This window comes from Orbaceae bacterium lpD02 (assembly GCA_036251875.1).
GTDB classification, from domain to species: Bacteria; Pseudomonadota; Gammaproteobacteria; order Enterobacterales; family Orbaceae; genus Orbus; species Orbus sturtevantii.
This window is the reverse complement of record CP133960.1, coordinates 1,287,826-1,309,508: the sequence shown is the minus strand read 5'-3', so window position 1 is coordinate 1,309,508 and position 21,683 is coordinate 1,287,826. Positions and strand designations below refer to the sequence as shown.

The window sequence follows — 21,683 nt, the reverse complement described above, 5'->3', positions numbered from 1 at the left end:
AATTTTATTTTGAAATGAATTCAGTAAAATAATACTAAGCTTATAAGCGCTAGCGTAATTATTTATAATTCACCACCTGATTTGCATGGTGGTGAATTATATTTAAAGCGTGCTAAAAAAGTGCGCTACACTATTTTATTTCGGTCAGTAAAATTCTATCTGCTACTTTATTGTTAATATAAAGCGTCCTTGTTTCGCCTATTGGCAACGTGATAATCAGCTCTTTCCAAGCCGGAATATAGTCACCTTTGGCTGTTAACGTTAAATCAATACGGTTGTTTGCCGATTCGATTTTCCAGCTGATCCATAACGCGTTATTGTTTTGATAACTATAGCTTTCGCCATCATCTTCAAAAAATTCACCCGATGAGGCTGCCTTACCTTTAATTGGGAAAACTTTAAATTCTCGATAATCATCTTGCTTGTGATTTACATAGGCTAGGCGATTTGAGATAGGGATTATTGCCCCAGCTCTAACCATAATCGGAAAGTTTTCAAGTTGCACCGGTAGCGTAATCGCTTGTTTGCCGCTAAACCATTGGTGAGTGTGAAAACAGTACCAGCCCGTTTGATTGTCAGGTAAATAAACGGTACGTTCTTTTTGACCTTGCTCAACAATATTGGCAATTAAGAGATCTTTACCAATCATAAAGTCATCAGTTTCTGTAAACGTTTTTGGGTCATGTTCATGATCCAAAAATGTGGGTCTTAACATTGGCTCATCGTTATGGTGAGCAAGCCAAAGTAAATTATAAAAGTAGGGGAGTAACCGATAACGCAAATAGATCATGTCGCGAATGATTGGCGTTACTTCAGGGTACATCCAAGGTTCATTGACGGTATGATCATCATTCCACGAATGGATGGTAAATCTAGGATGCATAATACCATTTTGCACCCACCGGACAAAAAGTTCGGCATCGGGTTTAGGGCCGGAAAATCCACCCACATCATGGCCCGTGTTATATAGCCCAGATAAGCTCATATTTAGACCTTGCCTAATATTGTAACGTAACGTTTCCCAGCTGGTATAGTTATCTCCTGACCAAGTTTGAACGTAGCGTTGAATACCTGCGCAACCTGAACGTGAAATTAAATAAGGACGGATGTTTGGATTATGGGCTTGTTGTGCTTCCATCGAGGCTCTACACATGAGTAATGGCATTACGGGGCGAATATGTTTAATGGCTATCTCACGGCCAAAACCGTTACATCTTGCTTCGCCATCCCAGACTTGGAATTCATTATTGTCGTTCCAAGTTGCGTTAATTCCCATATCAAGTAATTGTTTGGTTACGTTCTCTTTCCACCAGTTGAATGTTTCTCGATTAGTTAAGTCTAAGTTTGACCCCTCATCGTCCCAAAATGCTGAACGTTCAGGAGAATTACTTTCAGAATCTTTAATAAATAACCCTTTTTGCTCTATCTCTTTATATTTGGGATGGTCTTGCAGTAGGCACGGTTTAATATTAGCCGCAATACGTAGGCCTGCATCATGGTAAGATTTGGTAAATGCTTTAGGATCTGGGAATTTATCGTAATTCCAGTTAAACACATAACGCTTACCATTGATTGACGTATAACCTGATGAGAGTTGAAATGAATCACATGCAATGTCATGTTCTTGGCATAAATCGATAAAATGCTGCATCTGTTCTTGTGCATTAGGTGCATCAGTGTAATACATGGTTGAGCCACTATAACCAAGGCTCCACTTAGGCCCAAAAAAAGTTTTACCCGTTAATTTTATCAACGATTTAGTCACATCTAGCACTTTTGGGCCCAGGAAGAAGTAATAATCAATATCACCGGCTTGCCCCTTATAGCTGCGATAAGAGAGATGGTAGTTATCATGCTCAGTGCCTAAATCAACCCAACCACTATTTAAGTTATCATAAAAAAGCCCAAAGCTGACATCGTTGCGTTTGGTTATCGTAAATGGGATTAATTTATATAATGGGTCGGTATTTTTTGCGCTAAAGCCCATTGCATCTAAGTTGCGCAGTTCAAATCGCCTTCCGTCTAAATTAAGGTCACCGCCTTTATCGCCTAAGCCATAATATTTTTCATCTTTATAACGCCTTTGATAGTGTTCAATACCATCGCCATGAGCATTAATGAGATAAGCGCTAGTTTTACGATCTTCAATTAATAATTCCCATTCACCTTGCGGATTTTTATAGTACCAAGCTAAGGCTAATGGTTGGGTTATTACTACTTTTAATTGTCCAGTACTGACGGTTAAACTATTCTCATCTTTAGTTAGTTGATAATTAGGTAATGAAAAGCCTTCAGTACTTAGCCTATCGCGACCTTCTAATGGCGTATCTCCATTTGGTGCAATACTCCATGTTCTATCAAGCGCTAGTTGATTAGTGCGATTTATTAAAATCCGAAATACTTTTTCTTCAAGAATATATAGACTTAACGTATATTTATTATCAACAGATAATGTTATGCAGTTATCTTTTTCACTTTGGAAGTGCCAATTTTTTAACGTTTTCATCAAACAACCTCTTTTATCTATCTTTTTATTTTTTAAAATAGTGCTTCAATAGCCTTAAATTTGGCAGCTTATTATTGAACTATCCCAGTTATTTTTTGCTTTTTTTCCCAAATTAATGACACGAGGAAAATTGCGCCAATTAAGTCTAAAAAGCCCATTACAATAAATAGCGGGCCAAAACCAATTGTTTGCGAAAATGCGCCAATAATTAATGAGAAAATAAAGCTTGCTATCCAAGCAGAGGATCCTCGCATACCATTCATGGTGGCAACTTGATTTTTATCGAAACTATCGACGACAAGTGCACTTAACATACAAGAGATGACTTGGTGTCCAAATCCACCAATAGAGATGAGTAAAATTGCGATATAAGGGCTTTGGGTAATGGCAACAAATGCTAAAGAGACCATTAAAAAAGCGCCTGTAATAGAGCTAGCAATAATTGAATTAATACGTGTGTAACCAAATAGACGAATGTATAGTTTAGTTAAATACCCGCTAGCAATACTACCGATATCAGCAGCAAGAAAAGGTAACCAAGCAAACATAGCAATTTGTTTGATATCCATCCCTTTTTCTTGTGCTAAATATAATGGCACCCAAAAACTAAAGGTTGCCCAAGCCGGCTCAGCTAAAAAGGCAGGAATGCAAATTCCGTAAAATTTTTTCATTTTAACTAATGAGCTTAATGATTTTAAGAAAGGTAATTTGGCTTGTTCGGACTCATTATCTTGTTTAATATATTTAAGTTCTTCTTGGCTGAGGTGTCTGTTTTTTTCGGGTGATGTATAAAATTTTATCCAAATAAAGCTCCAGATGAGGGCAAGAATTCCTGATATAATAAAAGCACCTTGCCAACCTAGCGCAATGTGAAACACAACGATAATCGGTGGGGCGAGCATTGCGCCGATAGAGAAACCAACCCCCGCCCAACCAGCGGCGACAGGGCGCTCTTTTTTGGGAAACCATTCAGATAAAATTTTTGCATTAGCAGGCGTTGCGGCGGCCTCTGCGCCTCCCATAAAAAAACGCAGGATGGCGAGCTCTATCCAATTAGCCGCTCCCGCATGGAAGATACAGGCAACACTCCATATTACTGCAAAAATAAAAAAACCTAACTTTAAACCAATAAAATCAATAAACCAACCACATAACGGTTGGAAAATCGTATAGGCAAATTGAAAGGCCGCAACAATATAGGAATACTCTTGTGTTGTCATGCTCAGATCTGAAATGAGCTCTGATGCTAAAATTCCCAAGGAGTTTCTGGTGATATAGTTAACGGTAACACCAGATAGAAACAAAATTAAAATCAACCATCTTAAATTTTTAAATGTTGTTTTTGCGGATAATGTTTTTGTTGTTGCCAAGGCTTTCATACTTACCTCTTCATTTATTTTATTATTTATTTAGAAAAGTAACGAGCTGCATTGTTATAACAAATATTGCTGATCATGTTGCCAACTAGATTAAAGTCATTAGGTATTTCCCCTTTTTCCATCCAGTTACCAACCAGATTGCAAAGAATACGACGGAAGTACTCATGCCTAGTAAATGATAAAAAACTACGTGAATCGGTCAACATTCCGACAAATAAGCTTAATATGCCGATTTGTGATAATTGAGTGATCTGGCGTTCCATGCCGTCTTTTTGATCGTTAAACCACCATCCGGAACCAAATTGAATTTTACCGGCTATTTCGGGGCCTTGAAAATTACCAATCATCGAGGCAATTACTTCATTATCTCTAGGGTTTAAGCAGTATAAAATGGTTTTAGGCAGTTGGTTGGTCAAATCTAATTGATTCAGTAAGCAAGATAGAGGCGTCGCTATAGGGTGATCACCAATAGAATCAAAGCCGGTATCAGGACCTAGTATTTTAAGCATTCTTTGGTTAGTGTTGCGTAAAGCACTTAAATGGAGTTGCATTACCCAATTACGCTTATGATACTGTTTGCCTAACCAAACGAGCACCGCGGTTGAAAACTCGGCAATTTCTAATTCGGTTAACGATTGGTTATTAATCCGTTTAGATAAGATTTCATTCAGTTTTTTTTCGGTAGGGATCTCAGCATAACGTGCGATATCGATAGCATGATCAGAGGCTTCACAACCATTTTTTTCAAAATGATCTAAGCGTTTAGATAAGGCAGAAAGTAGTTGATCAAATGAGCTAATCTCTATATCGGTAACCATTCCTAGCTGTTTAAGATACTCGACGAAACCAGGTAACTCAATTTTGAATACTTTATCGGGCCGCCAGCTTGGTTTCACTTTTGTTGGTCGGTCATTATCGGCAGCTATCTGTTTATGGTATTGCAATGAGTCAATCGGATCGTCTGTCGTCCCAATCGATTTTACGTTCATCTGTTTTAAAATCCCACCAGTCGAAAATTCAGGCATGGCAAGCATTTCATTAGTTTGATGCCAAATTTTCTCTGCACTTTTTTCATTGAAAAGTATATTTTTTATACCGAAAGGGCGGCGCAGTTCTAAATGAGTCCAATGATAAATTGGATTACCCAACGTTAAAGGAACGGTTTTAGCCCAAACCTGGTATTTTTCATAATCTGAAGCATCACCAGTAATAAATTTTTCATCAATGCCTGCGGTTCGCATTGCACGCCATTTATAGTGATCACCAGCAAGCCATATTTCGGTCAGATTAGTAAAGTTTCTATTTTCAGCAATATCTTTTGGCGATAAATGACAATGGTAATCGTAGATGGGTTGTTGTTGCGCATACTCGAAATATAGTTTTTCGGCAGCATTAGTTTCTAGTAAAAAATTATCATCAAGGAAGTTTTTCATTATATTGCACCTATATTAGTGATTTAAATTTTTTATCGTTTGTTTCGCGCCCTTAGTCATTAAGGACAGATAATGTGCGGTGACATGCTGTTTAAATTGTTCATTATTCGGTAGATCTGAACCAAAAATAGCATGTAAACTTAATAGCTTATTAACGCGCTCGGTGCCATCGTTGCTGTTACTTACTAATGTGATTAGTTGCTCTTTCATCGGGTCTTGAATGACTATTGGTTGGTGATTATCATCGCTCCCTCCGATATAACGCATCCAAGCGGCAACAGCAAGTGCAAGTAAGGAAAAATCAGAATGATGTTCAATGTGCCAGCGGATTGAGTCCAAAATGCGTTGAGGGAGTTTTTGTGTACCGTCCATTGCAATTTGGCCGGTTTGATGTTTTAACGCAGGATTACTAAAACGCTCAATTAATTTGTCTGCATAGTGTTGCAAATTGACGTGCGGAGGAACATTTAATGTCGGTGCTTGTTGGTCCAGCATTAATTTTAAAACGATTTTTTTATAATGTTCATCACGCATACAATCGTTGATATGCTTATAACCAGCTAAATAACCTAAGTAAGCTAAAAATGAGTGACTACCATTAAGCATGCGTAGTTTCATCTCTTCATAAGGCCGTACATCTTGTACAAACTCGGCTCCTACTTGATCCCAGTTAGGCCGGCTAGTGACAAAGTTATCCTCGATAACCCATTGAATAAAAGGTTCGCAAGCAATACCACATGGGTCTTGTACGCCGCCAAGTATCGCGGTTATTTCGGTTAAGGTTTCAGGCGTTGCAGCTGGAACAATTCGATCAACCATGGTGCATGGGAAAGTGGTATTGGCATTTATCCATTCGGCAAGTTTTGGATCTCGTGCCTTGGCTAAATCAATGACCGCCATTTTAAGGGCGAGACCATTTTCAGGAATATTATCGCAAGATAATGCCGTGAACGAAGCAACACCTTTTCTCATTCTTCTAGCTAAAGCTTCGACAACCAACCCTGGGGCTGATTGCGGGTTATTTGGATTGGCAAGGTCGGCTTTAATTAACGGATTGTTAAGATCCAGCCCAGATCCTCCAGGCAAAATGCAGTAACCTTTTTCGGTTATTGTTAATGATACGATTTCAATAGCGGGATCTGCCATTTTTTCAATAATTGCCTCGATACCATCGATTGATGCATGTAGCGACTCTTTTATGCTGCCAATAATAAATGCTTGCTCGCTATGCGCTCCTTTTTCTAAAACGGTATATAGATGATCTTGCTTGCGAATATCGCTAATAAGCTGTTCACCACCAATAATATTTACTTCGCAAATCGACCAATTACTCAGATTTGTATTCAGCAGTCGGTCGGTAAATAGCGCTTGATGGGCGCGATGGAAAGCACCAAAACCAATATGAACAATTTTAGCTACCATCTTATTGCGGTTATAGTTTGGACGGTTTGTTATTGATTGAGGAAGATTTGCTAAGCTTAACATTTCATTCACCATGATTAATATTTATTAGTATTTTGGTTAGACATATTTTCATTAGTAGTTAAATATTTCATCTTTATTTTTCTGTTTTTGTGACTAAAATCTCGTTTTTTGGTTTATTTGCTAATGTTTTTTGACAATATATTGATCTGTCATTTAATATTGGTAAACCAATTTTTTGTTATAATTTATTTAATGTAAGCTTCTGATAGTTAGGATAATTAGCGTATAATTCACCTAAATTTGAAATTCACGAGGTTAATAGTGGTATGTCAGTTGTAAATAGGCTCTATCAAGAAATAGGCAACGAGTTAAAGTCATTGCTAAAAGGGGGAGCTTATAAAATAGGTGATAAGTTCCCACCAGAAAGGGATATCGCTGATACTTTTGGTGTTAGCCGTACCGTGGTTCGTGAAGCCTTAATTATGTTGGAGTTAGAAAACTTAATTACCGTAAAAAAAGGCTCGGGCGTTTATGTAATTGGTTTACCAAATGAAACATTATCTGAATTTGATACATTACCTGAAGAAACCGATTTTGGTCCTTTTGAGCTTTTGCAAGCAAGGCAATTGATTGAAAGCAATATTGCTGCATTTGCCGCAACCCAGATTGTAAAGTCAGAAATATTGGCGCTGCGTACTATTTTAGAGCAAGAAAGGCAGATCCTTGAGAATGGACTTTTAGATGATTATAGTGCTGATGAAATGTTTCATATTACGATTGCTAAAGCGACGAAAAATTCAGTGCTAGAAAGCTTACTTGATGATTTATGGCGAAAACGCCATGCGAGTAAAATGTGGCATAAGTTACATAGCCGTATTCAAGATCATAGTTATCGTAAAAAATGGTTATATGATCATGAGAAAATTTTGCAAGCCTTACAAATGAAAGATGCAAAAGCTGCTAGACAGGCGATGTGGCAGCATTTAGAAAATGTGAAGCAGACTTTAATGGCTGTTTCTGACAGTGAAGATCCAAATTTTGATGGTTATCTATTTGAGTCTATACCGGTAGCAATTATTGTTAACGAGTAACTAGATTGGTAACTAGCCAGCATTGTTTATTTCTTCATTTTATTAAAATTAATTTTTGGACTGTAATATTGAGGAGATCTAAATGGAGCAAACAATGCGATGGTTCGGGCCAACAGATCCGGTATCATTGGATGACATTAGACAATCAGGGGCAACTGGAATTGTCACCGCTTTACATCATATACCTAATGGCCAAGTTTGGTCAGTTGAAGAGATTCAAGAACGTAAAAAAATGATTGAAGACAAAGGATTAACATGGTCTGTTGTTGAGAGCATTCCCGTTCATGAAGAAATCAAAACCCATACGGGTGATTATGATAAATATATTGCTAATTATCAGCAATCTATTCGTAATTTAGCTGTTTGTGGGATTGATACTATATGTTATAACTTTATGCCGGTATTAGACTGGACCCGTACCGACTTATCTTATGAACTACCAGATGGTTCAAAGGCATTACGTTTTGATCAAATTGAATTTGCCGCATTTGATATTTTTATTTTAGCGCGTAAAAATGCTGAAAAAGATTACCTAGCATCCGATGTTTTGGCCGCTAAGGTATATTATGAAACGGCAAGTACAGAGCAAAAAAACAAACTAGTAAAGAATATTATCGCGGGTTTACCTGGCGCTGAAGAAGGGTACTCTCTTGAAAAATTCAGGGCTCAGCTTGCTGCTTATGATGGTATCGACAAAGCTAAATTACGTGAAAATTATGCCTATTTTCTTAAAGCAATAGTCCCTGTTGCTGAAGAAGTCGATGTTGTATTAACGGTTCACCCAGATGATCCTCCACGGCCCATTTTAGGTTTACCACGAATCGTGTCAACCATTGAGGATATGCAATGGATCAAAGATACCGTAGATACGGTCCATAATGGTTTTTGTTTCTGCACAGGATCTTATGGTGTTAGAGATGACAATGATTTAGCCAAGATGGCAGAGAAATTTGCTGATCGTGTGCACTTTATTCATTTACGTGCGACAGTGCGCGAAGATAATCCGTTATCTTTTCATGAGGGGGATCACTTAGCGGGTGATGTAGACATGTATGCGGTGATTAAAGCTTTAGTGACCGAAGAAGAGCGCCGTAAAAAATTAGGTCATAAGCGCCTTATTCCGGTACGTCCAGATCATGGGCATCAAATGTTAGACGATTTAAAGAAAAAGACAAATCCGGGCTATTCAGCGATTGGTCGCTTGCGTGGACTTGCTGAGATCCGCGGAGTTGAATACGCGATTCGTAAAGCCTTTTTTGAGTGAAAGTACGATATTGTTATAAAATATTGCTAGCCTGATGGCTGGCAATATTGGCTCACTGATGTTCAAGACTGTTTTTGTCAATACGGTTATCATGAGCATGGTGATGTCGGTGCGAATCGCCATGGTGATGCCGACCATGTCGATGACCGTGATGTTCTTTATGGTCATGTTGATGATGACGTTCATCTACCTGCTGTTCAGAAAATTCCTTAAGTGATAAGGTTAATTTTTCGAGTAGCGCCGATAGAGATTCAGTATCTTGTGATGAAAAATCCTTAAAAAGTGCATCGATAAAACGTGCTTTTTCTGCTTTAATCTCGGTAATTTTATCGTGACCTTCTGCGGTGAGAAAAACCTTAAATGAACGCCTATCATTTTCATCTTGTTTTTTGGTTATAAAACCATGATGCTCTAATTTTTGTATTAATTCACTCATTGATGAGGGCTGAACTCTTAATTTTTCAGCTAATTCACCTTGTGTGATACCATTTGTTTCATTCTCTTTCAGCAGCGAGAATAATCGTCCTTTTCCTCGTATAAAATCTTTATTTTGGTGTTTATTACGGCGAAGGAGGTTGAAACTATAATGTAAGTTTTCCATAATTTTTATTTTATTTTGCATAAGATTCCTTATTTTAAATTTAGTTAGGTGCCGAACTAAAATTTATTATAATGGTTATTTTTTTTATTGCAATATATTTAGGTACCTAAATATATTTAATGGTTAATATGTTATCTAAATAAAATATCTCGAAAAGAAATTGGAGTGAAAGGGGATTATGTCGTTGCGTAAATAATGATATTTTATTTTATGGGATATAAATAAGTTTATCCAACAATAACAAACGATTTGCCATTATCATGGATCTGTACTTAGCAAGGAAAGAATATGGTGTGTAACGATTTTAAGTTTTAAAGCTATGCAGCCTATTCATTGCGGCTTCTATGCCTTGCTTAACCAATACCTCTGTACAACGTACCGATTCATCAATAGCTTGATCGATAAGATTTTGCTCTGGTTGTGATGGCTTATTTAAGACAAATCCGACCACTTTATTTTTATCGCCTGGGTGGCCAATGCCAATGCGTAAACGATAAAAATTAGGGTTATTGCCTAGCTTACTAATGATATCTTTTAAACCGTTATGTCCGCCATGACCGCCACCCAATTTTAGTTTAGCAATTCCGGGATTAAGGTCTAATTCATCATGGGCGACAAGTATTTCTTCGGCTTTGATTTGATAAAATGAGGCAACGGCTTGAACCGCTTTACCACTTAGATTCATAAAGGTTGTCGGCACTAACAAGCGGATATCTTGACCGTCGATATTGATGCGTGCGGTATAACCAAAAAATTTTGCTTCATTTTTTAATGATTGATTAAAACGCTGGGCAAGTTGTTCGACATACCATGCTCCAGCGTTATGCCGTGTTTGCGCATATTCGCTGCCAGGATTAGCAAGTCCAACGATAAGTTTAATGGTTGTCATATTGATATTATCTTAAGCCAATAATTATTTATTGGTCTTAAGATGCATAATATTTAGTAGTGAAACATTGCTGAAATAGACTCTTCATTACTTATTCGTCGTATTGCTTCAGCCAACATTCCTGATAAAGTTAATTGACGAACATTTTTTAGCGCCTTAACTGCCGGCGTTAAAGGGATCGTATCACAAACGATAACTTCATCAATTTTTGAATTTTTGATATTTTCTACCGCTTTACCCGAAAAAATAGGGTGCGTTGCATAAGCAAATACACGTTTTGCACCGCGTGCTTTTAAAGCATCGGCTGCTTTACAAAGTGTGCCTGCCGTATCAATCATATCATCAACCAAGATACAATCTCGACCCGCTACATCACCAATTATATTCATCACTTCAGCTTCATTTGCGCGTTGGCGACGTTTATCGATAATTGCCATATCGGTATCATTAAGTAGTTTAGCAATCGCTCTAGCGCGCACTACACCACCAATATCTGGCGATACCACGATAGGGTGCTCAAAATTTTGTTGTAGCATGTCTTCTAAAATAATTGGACTACCGAAAACATTATCAACCGGCACATCAAAGAATCCCTGAATCTGTTCAGCATGAAGGTCAACAGTTAAAACTCGATCCACACCAACCGTTGATAAAAAGTCGGCAACAACCTTTGCCGTAATTGGTACGCGAGCAGAACGCACTCGGCGGTCTTGTCTTGCATAACCAAAATAAGGAATAACAGCTGTAATTCGACCTGCAGATGCACGGCGCATGGCATCAATCATAACAAGCAATTCCATTAAATTATCATTAGTTGGAGCACAAGTCGATTGGATGATGAAAACATCTTCACCGCGAACATTTTCATTAATTTGGACATTCACTTCACCATCGCTAAAACGGCTAACGACGATATCACCGAGTGATGTATAAAGACGATTTGCTATATGTTTTGCCAGCTCTGGTGTTGCATTGCCAGTAAAAAGCTTCATGTCAGGCACGAATAGACCTCAAGCGTATATAATTGACTACTTATCAGTAATCTGTTAAATCAGGCTTGTAATTATATAATCAATTATGGATAATCCTCAACTAGAATGTGGAAATTTGTTTTAAATTTTTACTTTTATCGCGATATTTTATCGATAGTAAATAGATCGGTATGCTTTAATTATTAACCTTTACAGCCAATTAACATTTCGCGTTTTTTTCCATAGCCTTGATGTTTGCGTACATTAAAGCCTGCCTTGATTAAATTGCGTCGAACTTCGCTAGCCGCCGTAAAAGTAGCAAATGTTCCGTTATGTGCCGTCCGTTCATATAGTGCTGAAAATAACTCAGCTGACCACATGCTAGGATTTTTGGCTGGCGAAAAACCATCAAAAAACCAAGCATCAATAAGCAAATTTGATGATATTAATTGTGATGAAAATTGGTTAATGTCGGCAAAAAACACGTTTAAATCTACATCAGGAAATTGGCAATATTGGCAAGGCCACTGTTTTTCAAGTTGTCTAGCAAGGTTAAGTAAATCAGGCTCATTAATCACTGCGCTATAAATTGCCTGTAATTCATCTGCTGATAACGGATATTTTTCAATACTAATAAATTGCAGTCGTTTTAATGGGTGATTGGGATTTTTTTGTCTAAAATGGCAAAATTGCTGCCAAACAATAAGAAAATTAAGCCCTGAGCCAAATCCAGTTTCGCCGATAGTAAATGTTGATTGAGTGTGAGCTAAAAAGCGTTCATTTAACTTATTGCCTTCAATAAAAACGTAGCGTGTTTCAGCAATTGCACCATCACTATTAAAGTAGACATCATTAAAATGAGTTGATAATGGCGTTACACTATCGTACCAAACAATATTAGTTGTCGTCATTTATCTGTTTCTCTAATTAAGATAGTTGCATATAATAGCTTACAATAATTTGAGAGGTAAATTATGATTTTTATTTTTAGATTGATGGTGGGTATTATTTTAGGTGTTTTGATTTGCGTTGGCGGTGTTGTTTTTTGCTTATTTAATCCTCGTAATCCTAAGAACGTAGCAGTATTTGCGCATATTTTCAGTGTGACTTTTAGGGTTTTATTCGGTGTAAAAGTGATTACCCGTAAATACCAAAATATTGAAAATATTGGTAGCAGCGTATTTATTGCTAACCATCAAAATAATTATGATATTTTAGTTGCCGGCCAAATTGTACAATCTGGAACCGTTACTGTCGGTAAAAAAAGCCTAGTATGGGTGCCTTTTTTTGGACCGCTTTATTGGCTAACTGGCAATATTTTACTTGATCGCGATAATAAATCGAAAGCGCGTGATACATTAACGTTAGTGGTTAATGAAATTAAAAAGAAAAGCCTTTCTATTTGGATGTTTCCAGAAGGAACACGTAGTAATGGACGAGGGTTATTGCCATTTAAAACCGGTGCCTTTCGTACTGCAATTGCTGCAGGTGTTCCGATTGTAGCAATTTGCATTTCTAATACTAATCAAATTAAATTAAATCGCTGGAATAACGGTTATGTTATCACCGAAATGCTCGCTCCTATTGATACATCTAACATGAAAAAAGAAGAGGCGAAGGCATTGATGAATCATTGTTATCAAATGATGTCAGATAAAATTAAACAGCTAGATCAAGAAGTTGCTGCATTACATAGTCAAAAATCATGAGTATAAATATCGATCGTAACTTTGATGACATTACCAGCAAATTTGCTAAGAATATTTATGGCACAACGAAGGGTAAAATTCGCGAAGTTATTGTTTGGCAGGATATGGTGTCAATATTAGCGCAATTTCCGCAAAGTCAAAAACTCTCTATCCTCGATGCTGGAGGTGGGCAAGGTCAAATGGCCTGTAAGCTGGCTAAACTTGGACACGATGTTACACTATGTGATATTTCACAACAAATGCTTGATGTTGCTAAAACACAAGCCAAGGCCGATGATGTTTCTTTAAACTATCAACATTGCGCTATTCAAGAATTATCTGGTTCCTTTGATATTGTTATTTGTCATGCAGTATTAGAGTGGGTTGTTGATGGGCCTGGGCTGTTATCATCACTAAAAAAGTTACTTAAGCCTGATGGTATTTTATCACTGATGTTTTATAACTATCATGGCTTATTATTTAGAACTGTAACACTTGGTAATTTTGGTTATGCACAAACTGATTTAAATAAACGCAAAAAGAAAACACTATCACCAGATCATCCTAGAAAGCCAGATGATGTCTATTATTGGCTTGAACAGCTGAGTTTTAATATAATTAATAGAACGGGAATTCGTATTTTTCACGATTATTTAGCTGATAAACAAAAGCAACAAACTCGTTTTGAGCAATTGTTAGAATTAGAAAAGCAGTTTTGCAAGCAAGAGCCTTACATTGGTTTAGCTCGATATATTCATGTAGTAGCGAAAAAGGATTAGTTTTATGTTGGCATACAATAGTTGATATTTTGTTAAAGACTATGAAAATAACCAACAACTCGATATTATATTAATAAATTATTTTAGTATGAAAGGTAAATATTATGATAGTAGTAACAGGCGGCGCGGGTTTTATTGGTAGTAACATCGTTAAGGGATTAAATGCCCAAGGTCGAAATGATATTTTGGTGGTTGATGATTTGACGAACGGGACGCAATTTAGCAATCTTGTCGATCTTGATATTGCTGATTATATGGATAAAGACGAATTTATTGCCGCAATCGTTTCAGGTGAAGATTTAGGTATTGACGTTATTTTTCATGAAGGTGCTTGCTCGTCAACGACTGAGTGGGATGGCAAGTTTATGATGGAAAATAACTACAGTTATTCTAAAGACTTACTACATTATTGCCTTGATTACACTATTCCCTTTATTTACGCCTCATCAGCGGCAACTTATGGTGGCAGAACGGATAATTTTATTGAAGATAGACAATTTGAGAAGCCGTTAAACGTTTATGGTTATTCCAAGTTCTTATTTGATCAATATGTTCGTGAAATTTTACCAAGCGCCAAATCACAAGTGTGTGGGTTTCGTTATTTTAATGTTTATGGGCCAAGAGAGCAGCATAAAGGCAGTATGGCAAGCGTAGCATTTCATCTTAATACACAAATTAATCAAGGTGAAAAACCTAAATTATTTGCAGGAAGTGATACTTTTAAACGTGATTTCATTCATGTAGACGATGTTGTGGCTGTTAACTTGTGGTTTTGGCAAAATCAAAAATCCGGCATTTATAACTGTGGCACGGGGCGAGCAGAATCATTCCAAGCTGTTGCTGATGCCGTTCTAGCTTATAAACAGACTGGTGAAATAGAGTACACGCCATTTCCTGACCACCTAAAGGGCCGTTATCAAACATTTACCCAAGCAGATTTAACTAAATTTAGACAAACAGGTTGCCCAATTGAGTTTAAAACCGTTGCGCAAGGCACCGCAGAATATATGCAGTGGTTAAATGCTAAATAAGTTTACAGTATAATTTGTCTTTTTGAGAGCCCGTATGAAAACGTTAATTATCGGACCGTCTTGGGTAGGTGATATGATGATGTCACAAAGCCTTTATCGGGTAATGAAAACAATCAACCCTGAAGCTGAAATTGAGGTAATGGCACCGGCATGGTGCCGTGCACTGCTTAATAAAATGCCAGAAGTGAGTAAAGCTATTCCAATGCCACTCGGTCATGGACAATTTGCCTTAAAGCAGCGGTATCAGCTTGGTAAATCATTACGTAATGATAATTATGAGCAGGCGATAGTATTACCGAACTCATTTAAATCGGCGTTGATTCCATTTTTTGCTAGTATTCCTAAACGAACGGGTTGGAAAGGTGAACAGCGTTATGGTTTATTAAATGATATTCGCACGCTTGATAAACAAGCTTTTCCATTAATGGTTGAGCGCTATATTGCTTTAGCTTATCCAAAGGATAAAGTGCTTTCAGCCAACGATTTGCCTAAACCGTTACTTTATCCAAAGCTTGTTGTTGAAGCTCAAGATGCCATTAAGGCTAAAATTGAGTTCAACTTACCTGAGCAGATGCCGTTAATTGGTTTTTGCCCTGGTGCTGAGTTTGGCCCCGCTAAGCGTTGGCCTGATTATCACTATGCCAAGCTTGCTGATATGTTAGTTGAACAAGAAGCAAAAATTGTTATTTTTGGCTCAGATAAAGATAAGCAAGTTGGTGATGCCATAATTAGCCAAATGGCATTTCCTGAAAGATGTATCAATTTAGCCGGTTCAACCTCGTTAGAACAAGCGGTTAATTTGATTGCTTGCTGCAAAGCTATTGTCTCTAATGATTCGGGCCTAATGCATATTGCTGCTGCTTTAGGTCGGCCATTAGTTGCGCTCTATGGCCCAAGTAGCCCAGATTTTACACCACCATTATCAGATAAAGCTGAAATTATTCGATTAATTAGTGGTTATCATAAAGTACGTAGAGGGGATGACCAAGCGGGCTACCATCAAAGCCTAATTGATATAAAGCCTGAACTTGTGTTTGAACGATTAATGAAGCTACTTGATAATGACGCATCTCATCTGGTAGCGGAATAACCATTATGACTAAGCGAGTTTTAGTAGTAAAAACCTCATCGATGGGCGATGTCTTACACTCATTACCAGCATTAACTGATGCAAGCAATGCCGTTAAAGATATTCGTTTTGATTGGGTAGTTGAAGAAAATTTTGCCCAGATCCCTAGTTGGCATTTTGCGGTTGATCGTGTCATTCCTGTTGCGATTCGGCGTTGGCGTAAAAGTTGGTTTGCAAGCGATACACGAGCAGAACGAAAGCAATTTATTGAACAACTACAGTTACAACATTATGACTGCGTGATTGATGCTCAAGGGCTGATCAAAAGTGCTTTTCTTATTACACGTAAGGCTAATGGCATTAAACACGGCTTAGACAAAAAAAGTGCGAGAGAACCATTAGCAAGTTGGTTTTATGATGTAAAACATTTTGTTGCGAAAGATGTCCATGCCGTTGAGCGTGTGCGGCAGCTATTTGCGCAAAGTTTGAATTATCCTTTGCCCAAAAAGGTAGGAGATTATGCGATAGCTAAACACTTTTTATCTGTTTTACCCGAAGATAATCAGTGCTATTTAGTTTTTCTTCATTCAACTACCCGAGATGATAAACATTGGACGGAGAGCGAATGGCGAACATTAATAAAACTTATTGCACCGACAGGCTATAAAATTAAGCTACCATGGGGATCTAATCATGAATATGAACGTTCAGTTCGATTAGCGAAGGAGTTTTCTCATGTGGAAGTATTGCCCAAATCATCTTTAGCTGAGATTGCCACTATTTTGGCTGGCGCTAAGGCGATTGTATCAGTAGATACTGGTTTGAGTCATTTAGCTGCTGCGTTAGATAGACCTAATATTACACTTTATGGTCCAACCGATCCCCAATTGATTGGTGGTTATGGTCAAAATCAAAATAGTTTTATTTCAGCGCAAAAAAGTATGCAAACCATTTTAGCAACAGACGTCTATGACAAATTGACTGAGATCATTTAATCATTTATTTAAAAGCAATTTCTTGGTTAATTATTCGATTTTATTGGCTATTTTTATTGTTTTATAGGGGGATAGATGAATTCAGACAAAAGAGGGCTCAAAACATTAAGGGTTAAATACCCTGACTGGCAAGGTGGCAATAATCCTGTCTATTATTTTGGTGCTGAGTTTCTTTCATTACTTTTACCAAAAAATACCAATCAGAAAGAAATAACCATTAATGTCAAAAAGCCAGATAATTTAGCGTTAGCGGTTGAAGGCGGTATAACCGGCCGTCAAGCGGTGAAGAGTAATATTGAACTAGCAAAATGTGAAATTGAAAGAGAAAGCCCAGATAAAATTATAACGATAGGTGGTGACTGCTTAGTATCACAGGTTCCCTTTGACTATTTACACGGCAAATATAAAGAGCAATTAGGCATCATTTGGATTGATTCTCACCCCGATATTTCTAATCCTGATATATTTTATAATTCGCACGCAATGGTGCTGGCTAATTTATTACATGATGGCGATAGAGAGTTATCAAGCCTCGTTAGTCATCCATTTAAAGCAAGCCAGATTTTGTACTTAGGGCTGCAAGAACCAACGCAGCAAGAAAAACAAATCTTAGCAAAATTAAAAATTAATTATCAAGATAGCAGAAAAGAAAAAATAACACTTACTCAAATTACTGATTGGATAGCCGTTAATAACTTTAAAAAAATTGCGATTCACTTAGATTTAGATGTGTTAGATCCTAAGGTATTCTATTCACTCTATTTTAATGATCCTAATTTAAAATCGATTCCAGATAACGCAGCAGTGGGTAAAATGGGGCTAGAAGAACTGATGAATTATTTAGTGACTATTTTTAAAGCGACCGATGTGGTTGGTTTTAGTATCGCAGAGTACCTTCCATGGGATGCTTATTATCTTAAAAATGTTTTCCAAAGATTGGATATCTTTAATTAGTCTTTTAAAGTTTATACCACTAAATAAAACAGTTTATTTATATAAAACTAAATGATGAAAATTGACGATGCACTTTTCATCATTTTATTAATTTTATCTACATCTTAAAATATTCATATATTAAGCAATAATTAATTGTAACATGGTATATTATCTACACCGATACGCTATTATTCCTTCATAATTGAATAGCTTTATTGTAAGCTTCTTTATGGGATTTAAAACCAACATTGTTATTACCAAAACAACAGTCGTAATCGAATCCAGTCAGCTCTTTAACGAGTTTTCTAATTTCAGGTGTCGCGTCTTTTCTGCTACCACCATTTTTTACCCTTTCCAGTTCTTTAATTATCAGTGAGTGTGTTGATTTACTGAGCTTCATTCTGTAAGTAAAGATAATACCTAGTATTGCCATTCCACATACACCGAAAAGCATTACACCATTTATTGCGCTAATCGCACTATCAGGTTGAGCTTCGAGTATGCCAGATTTAAAGCCAAAGTGACTCAATATTAAGCCAAGGAAAAATACCACGGTTGCTCTCATCAATTTCCCTGACATAGTCATTGCCCCCGCATATATTCCTTCACGGCGTCGGCCTGTGAGTATTTCATCAATATCTGCCAAGAATGTATATACACTCCATGGGATATAATAAACACCGCCTGTCCCTAAACCGAACCAAATGGTGATTGCAACGACAAGCCAAGTAATATGTGGTAAGTTGAAATGAAATACACCGACATAACCAATAACAGATGAAATAACGATTAAAATTGCAATGATAAAGGGGCGCTTGAATCCATGTTTTGCGCACCATACCATAAAAAATGCCGTTGAAATTAATTGGCAAATGCTACTCAAAGAGTTCATTTCAGAGACAAACGCCCTTGGTTGAGCCAAATTAAATACAATAAAATAGGTAAAAGTTGCAGCAAAAAGCCATTCGGCGCCAAAGCCAAAAAGGTACATTCCTAAGTGATTTCTAAATGTTTTGAGTCTAAATGTTGAATAAACATCTAAAAATAATTTTTTGACCCCTTCAATCAATCCCTCTGTTGATTCATCTTCTACTTCTTCTATCGCTTTTTCCCAGCTATTGCAATAAAGTAAAATTAATGCAATTGCCATAATCGTTGCATAGGTAATACCTGTAAATAGAAATGGTGTTGGAGAATTGTTACCATGAAAGATATAAAAGAAGATCCCCGGAATGGCTGCCGCTAAAAAGTTAGCAACTTTACCAAACATCGCTTTTGACCCCGCGAGATAAGTTCTTTGGTCAAAATTCTTTGTCATTTCTACAGGTAAAGTATTATAAGGGATCATAATCATGGTATAGATTATTTCGAATAAAATATACGTTGTAAGGTAATACAAAAAATTCATACCATTAATCCATAACATAGGATAGATAACCATACAAGGGATTGCGAGTAAAATGAAAAAACGCCTACGACCAAATCGACGACCAAGTTTATTTTGGTAAAAATTATCAGTAATAAAACCCATTAAGGGATTTAGAATCACGTCTAAATAAGTTGCAATAGAAAAAATCAACGTTGCTTCAAAAACAGACAATCCGCAAAAAGTAGTATAAAAGTAAAGAAGCCAAGCTGCGCTGATTGCCAAGGCACCACTTCCTATCAAATTACCGCTACCATATGAAAATCTAGTTAGTACTGTTATTTTTCTTTGATTATTAATCATACAGTCTCACCTTTTAAATTAAAATGCCGTTTTAAAATAATTATTAAAAGATACTAAATTTATTATTTTTTGTTATTAGTTTTTTTACGGAAATGAGACATAGATCTCTTTTTATTTATCTGTTAACGAGTTTAGGGGGGGAATGATTAGATGAATAGAATAATAATTTTTATTAAAAATTAATTAATTTCATATTGTTATAATTATAATATTTGTTTTTTTATTAAATTGTGATCCTGTTAACAGAAAATTTATAAAATTAAATTAAAAATATGAAACAGCAATTCATAAAAAATAAATAAAAAGGATAGTGATAATGTATTGCAAGTTGAGAAAAATATCATTGTATTTTGTCGTTTATTCACTTTCTTTCTATATCAATGCAGATTCAGGACAAACAACTTTTCAGTATGAACATAATTGGAAATCGATGGATAGACGGCATGCTGATACATTAAAATTAATTCATAAAACGAGCGACAATTGGCAGTATGAATTTAAATTTAGTACTTCAGCAGGCGGTGGCAGTCGCTATGATGTCGCTTATGATGATATGCAAGGTGGCTCTGGTGCCGTAGTTATTCAGCGAGTTTACACAATACCTAACAATTTAGGTTCATTAATTCCTTCTTTTGAAGTGGATTTTGGTAGAGATTTCACGTTATTTGAGCCAGGAATTAAATATGCTCATAGAATTAATAGTAATTGGTCAACAAATTTACGCTATCGCTATGAATGGAAGAAAATATCACAATCAGAACGTTATAAAACGAGCAAAATTGCTGGTAAGGATGTTAGCTATCTTGCAAATGGTAACATCGGTCGTCACCGTATCGATTGGGGAATAAATTATTCAGGGCTCAAAGCACTGGGTTTATCATATATCTTTAATTATTATATCGGCGATTATACTAATACGCCTTATAGCGTCTCTAATGGAAAATTAATAAAAAATAAATACTTGACTTATAACGGTAAGAAAGTCGATTATGAGCAAGAATTCAAAATGACGTGGAATTATTCTAAGTTATTAAGGCCTTATTTTTCGCTGTCCGATGTTTCAAAAAATAAGCTAACTGATTCTAGGCAAGCCAAGTTTAAAGTTGGGTTTAATTATCTATTTGGCGCATCAAACAACCCTGACTCACAGATGGCATATCAAACTTATTTTAACTATGCACATAGTTATGGCACAAGCTCGCATTATCATGGTGACAATTTTGGTTTATATGTTGATTTTAATAAAAATGCTTTTATTGGTATCAGTGTCGATACCTATAATCAACAAAAAAACAAAGTCTTTATTGATGATATCGTTTCCAACTATTATCAAATGTATGGCGGTTATAACTTTTATCTAATGGATCAATTAGTTTTAACACCAAGCCTGCAAGCTAGATTCTATTCCGGTGGTGGATACAAAGCTAAAAGTAAAAATAACTTACCAACTTATCAAGTCGGTGATGTTAGTGATTCTCAAAGGCCGGGCGCTCGTTACACTCCTGGTTTAAAATTGACGTGGCAAAATAGCAATAGTTTAGCATTCTATGGTCAATACCGTTTTGAATACCGCAAAGTATCTCGTAATAAACGGCAAGATAGTGTTCAAGGTTACGTGGGTAACAGAATAAGAAACCGCTTTGACATTGGTGTTGATTTTGCGCCAATTTCGGATTGGAACGTTGGCTATCGCGTCTCATATTTAAAAGGTAATTATATTTTACAAAATAATAAACGACATGATTATCAACAAGAGATTACCGCTAATTGGCAAGTCGTCAATGATTGGCAAATTAATTTTGCTGCACAAGATGTTGCGAAAAATATCCATTCTAATGCGAGGGAAGCTAAATTAAAACTTGGACTAACTTATGCATTTTAATAGCGGGGCATGCCA

At 36.6% G+C, this 21,683-nt stretch carries 18 protein-coding genes; 9 read left to right on the top strand and 9 right to left on the bottom strand.

The window, feature by feature from the left end; translation table 11 throughout:
• Positions 1 to 130 precede the first annotated feature (130 nt).
• The 4 genes from RHO12_05765 to RHO12_05750 form a co-directional block, all read right to left on the bottom strand.
• Positions 131 to 2,506, bottom strand: coding sequence for a glycoside hydrolase family 31 protein (locus tag RHO12_05765; GenBank protein WVD67282.1), 2,376 nt, complete (start codon positions 2,504 to 2,506; stop codon positions 131 to 133).
• A 71-nt stretch (positions 2,507 to 2,577) separates the two neighbouring features.
• Complete coding sequence (locus RHO12_05760; GenBank protein WVD67281.1) at positions 2,578 to 3,885, bottom strand: MFS transporter; 1,308 nt, start codon at positions 3,883 to 3,885, stop codon at positions 2,578 to 2,580.
• Positions 3,886 to 3,911: 26 nt separating this feature from the next.
• On the bottom strand, positions 3,912 to 5,318 hold the full coding sequence (gene uxaC / locus RHO12_05755) for a glucuronate isomerase (GenBank protein ID WVD67280.1): 1,407 nt from the start codon (positions 5,316 to 5,318) through the stop codon (positions 3,912 to 3,914).
• A gap of 15 nt (positions 5,319 to 5,333) precedes the next feature.
• Positions 5,334 to 6,803: a fructuronate reductase gene (locus tag RHO12_05750; GenBank protein WVD67279.1), complete on the bottom strand. Its 1,470-nt coding sequence runs from the start codon at positions 6,801 to 6,803 to the stop codon at positions 5,334 to 5,336.
• Between the two features lie 266 nt (positions 6,804 to 7,069).
• Here RHO12_05750 and RHO12_05745 point away from each other — a divergent pair, with 266 nt between their 5' ends.
• Together RHO12_05745 and uxuA are read left to right on the top strand one after the other, a co-directional pair.
• Positions 7,070 to 7,834, top strand: a complete 765-nt coding sequence (locus tag RHO12_05745; protein WVD67278.1) for a GntR family transcriptional regulator — start codon at positions 7,070 to 7,072, stop codon at positions 7,832 to 7,834.
• 82 nt (positions 7,835 to 7,916) lie between these two features.
• A complete protein-coding gene (uxuA, locus tag RHO12_05740; protein WVD67277.1) occupies positions 7,917 to 9,098 on the top strand; it encodes a mannonate dehydratase in 1,182 nt (393 codons plus the stop codon).
• Positions 9,099 to 9,150: 52 nt separating this feature from the next.
• Here uxuA and RHO12_05735 read toward each other — a convergent pair whose 3' ends face one another.
• The 4 genes from RHO12_05735 to mnmD all read right to left on the bottom strand — a co-directional run bounded on the left by RHO12_05735 (position 9,151) and on the right by mnmD (position 12,470).
• Entirely contained in the window at positions 9,151 to 9,720 is a 570-nt protein-coding gene (locus RHO12_05735; GenBank protein ID WVD67276.1) for a MarR family transcriptional regulator, read from the bottom strand.
• A gap of 283 nt (positions 9,721 to 10,003) precedes the next feature.
• Complete coding sequence (pth, locus tag RHO12_05730; protein ID WVD67275.1) at positions 10,004 to 10,588, bottom strand: aminoacyl-tRNA hydrolase; 585 nt, start codon at positions 10,586 to 10,588, stop codon at positions 10,004 to 10,006.
• A 53-nt stretch (positions 10,589 to 10,641) separates the two neighbouring features.
• On the bottom strand, positions 10,642 to 11,589 hold the full coding sequence (locus tag RHO12_05725) for a ribose-phosphate pyrophosphokinase (protein ID WVD67274.1): 948 nt from the start codon (positions 11,587 to 11,589) through the stop codon (positions 10,642 to 10,644).
• A gap of 173 nt (positions 11,590 to 11,762) precedes the next feature.
• The gene (gene mnmD, locus RHO12_05720) at positions 11,763 to 12,470 is read right to left on the bottom strand and encodes a tRNA (5-methylaminomethyl-2-thiouridine)(34)-methyltransferase MnmD (protein ID WVD67273.1); all 708 of its coding nucleotides are present in this window, start codon (positions 12,468 to 12,470) and stop codon (positions 11,763 to 11,765) included.
• 63 nt (positions 12,471 to 12,533) lie between these two features.
• Here mnmD and RHO12_05715 point away from each other — a divergent pair, with 63 nt between their 5' ends.
• The 6 genes from RHO12_05715 to RHO12_05690 all read left to right on the top strand — a co-directional run bounded on the left by RHO12_05715 (position 12,534) and on the right by RHO12_05690 (position 18,075).
• Positions 12,534 to 13,268 carry a 1-acylglycerol-3-phosphate O-acyltransferase gene (locus RHO12_05715; protein ID WVD67272.1) on the top strand — a complete coding sequence of 245 codons (735 nt, stop codon included), beginning with the start codon at positions 12,534 to 12,536 and terminating at the stop codon, positions 13,266 to 13,268.
• Complete coding sequence (locus RHO12_05710) at positions 13,265 to 14,026, top strand: methyltransferase domain-containing protein (protein WVD67271.1); 762 nt, start codon at positions 13,265 to 13,267, stop codon at positions 14,024 to 14,026. The genes RHO12_05715 and RHO12_05710 overlap by 4 nt, the downstream gene beginning before the upstream one ends.
• Positions 14,027 to 14,130: 104 nt before the next feature.
• Positions 14,131 to 15,057 carry an ADP-glyceromanno-heptose 6-epimerase gene (gene rfaD, locus RHO12_05705; GenBank protein WVD67270.1) on the top strand — a complete coding sequence of 309 codons (927 nt, stop codon included), beginning with the start codon at positions 14,131 to 14,133 and terminating at the stop codon, positions 15,055 to 15,057.
• 34 nt (positions 15,058 to 15,091) lie between these two features.
• Positions 15,092 to 16,147 carry an ADP-heptose--LPS heptosyltransferase RfaF gene (gene rfaF / locus RHO12_05700; GenBank protein ID WVD67269.1) on the top strand — a complete coding sequence of 352 codons (1,056 nt, stop codon included), beginning with the start codon at positions 15,092 to 15,094 and terminating at the stop codon, positions 16,145 to 16,147.
• 5 nt (positions 16,148 to 16,152) lie between these two features.
• The gene (gene rfaC / locus RHO12_05695) at positions 16,153 to 17,121 is read left to right on the top strand and encodes a lipopolysaccharide heptosyltransferase RfaC (GenBank protein ID WVD67268.1); all 969 of its coding nucleotides are present in this window, start codon (positions 16,153 to 16,155) and stop codon (positions 17,119 to 17,121) included.
• 75 nt (positions 17,122 to 17,196) lie between these two features.
• Positions 17,197 to 18,075: an arginase family protein gene (locus RHO12_05690; protein WVD67267.1), complete on the top strand. Its 879-nt coding sequence runs from the start codon at positions 17,197 to 17,199 to the stop codon at positions 18,073 to 18,075.
• Between the two features lie 178 nt (positions 18,076 to 18,253).
• Here RHO12_05690 and RHO12_05685 read toward each other — a convergent pair whose 3' ends face one another.
• Positions 18,254 to 19,786, bottom strand: a complete 1,533-nt coding sequence (locus tag RHO12_05685) for an MFS transporter (GenBank protein WVD67266.1) — start codon at positions 19,784 to 19,786, stop codon at positions 18,254 to 18,256.
• A gap of 316 nt (positions 19,787 to 20,102) precedes the next feature.
• Between RHO12_05685 and RHO12_05680 the strand changes: the two genes are divergently transcribed.
• Positions 20,103 to 21,668: an oligogalacturonate-specific porin KdgM family protein gene (locus tag RHO12_05680; protein ID WVD67265.1), complete on the top strand. Its 1,566-nt coding sequence runs from the start codon at positions 20,103 to 20,105 to the stop codon at positions 21,666 to 21,668.
• Positions 21,669 to 21,683: the final 15 nt, after the last annotated feature.

Bases quoted from the DNA above. Each gene is read 5' to 3' on its own strand.
- RHO12_05680 (WVD67265.1), top strand. From the start codon at position 20,103: ATGTATTGCAAGTTGAGAAAAATATCATTGTATTTTGTCGTTTATTCA.
- RHO12_05685 (WVD67266.1), bottom strand. From the start codon at position 19,786: ATGATTAATAATCAAAGAAAAATAACAGTACTAACTAGATTTTCATAT.
- RHO12_05715 (WVD67272.1), top strand. From the start codon at position 12,534: ATGATTTTTATTTTTAGATTGATGGTGGGTATTATTTTAGGTGTTTTG.
- mnmD (WVD67273.1), bottom strand. From the start codon at position 12,470: ATGACGACAACTAATATTGTTTGGTACGATAGTGTAACGCCATTATCA.
- RHO12_05690 (WVD67267.1), top strand. From the start codon at position 17,197: ATGAATTCAGACAAAAGAGGGCTCAAAACATTAAGGGTTAAATACCCT.
- uxuA (WVD67277.1), top strand. From the start codon at position 7,917: ATGGAGCAAACAATGCGATGGTTCGGGCCAACAGATCCGGTATCATTG.
- rfaF (WVD67269.1), top strand. From the start codon at position 15,092: ATGAAAACGTTAATTATCGGACCGTCTTGGGTAGGTGATATGATGATG.
- RHO12_05745 (WVD67278.1), top strand. From the start codon at position 7,070: ATGTCAGTTGTAAATAGGCTCTATCAAGAAATAGGCAACGAGTTAAAG.
- rfaC (WVD67268.1), top strand. From the start codon at position 16,153: ATGACTAAGCGAGTTTTAGTAGTAAAAACCTCATCGATGGGCGATGTC.
- pth (WVD67275.1), bottom strand. From the start codon at position 10,588: ATGACAACCATTAAACTTATCGTTGGACTTGCTAATCCTGGCAGCGAA.
- RHO12_05710 (WVD67271.1), top strand. From the start codon at position 13,265: ATGAGTATAAATATCGATCGTAACTTTGATGACATTACCAGCAAATTT.
- RHO12_05735 (WVD67276.1), bottom strand. From the start codon at position 9,720: ATGCAAAATAAAATAAAAATTATGGAAAACTTACATTATAGTTTCAAC.
- rfaD (WVD67270.1), top strand. From the start codon at position 14,131: ATGATAGTAGTAACAGGCGGCGCGGGTTTTATTGGTAGTAACATCGTT.
- RHO12_05750 (WVD67279.1), bottom strand. From the start codon at position 6,803: ATGTTAAGCTTAGCAAATCTTCCTCAATCAATAACAAACCGTCCAAAC.
- uxaC (WVD67280.1), bottom strand. From the start codon at position 5,318: ATGAAAAACTTCCTTGATGATAATTTTTTACTAGAAACTAATGCTGCC.
- RHO12_05760 (WVD67281.1), bottom strand. From the start codon at position 3,885: ATGAAAGCCTTGGCAACAACAAAAACATTATCCGCAAAAACAACATTT.
- RHO12_05765 (WVD67282.1), bottom strand. From the start codon at position 2,506: ATGAAAACGTTAAAAAATTGGCACTTCCAAAGTGAAAAAGATAACTGC.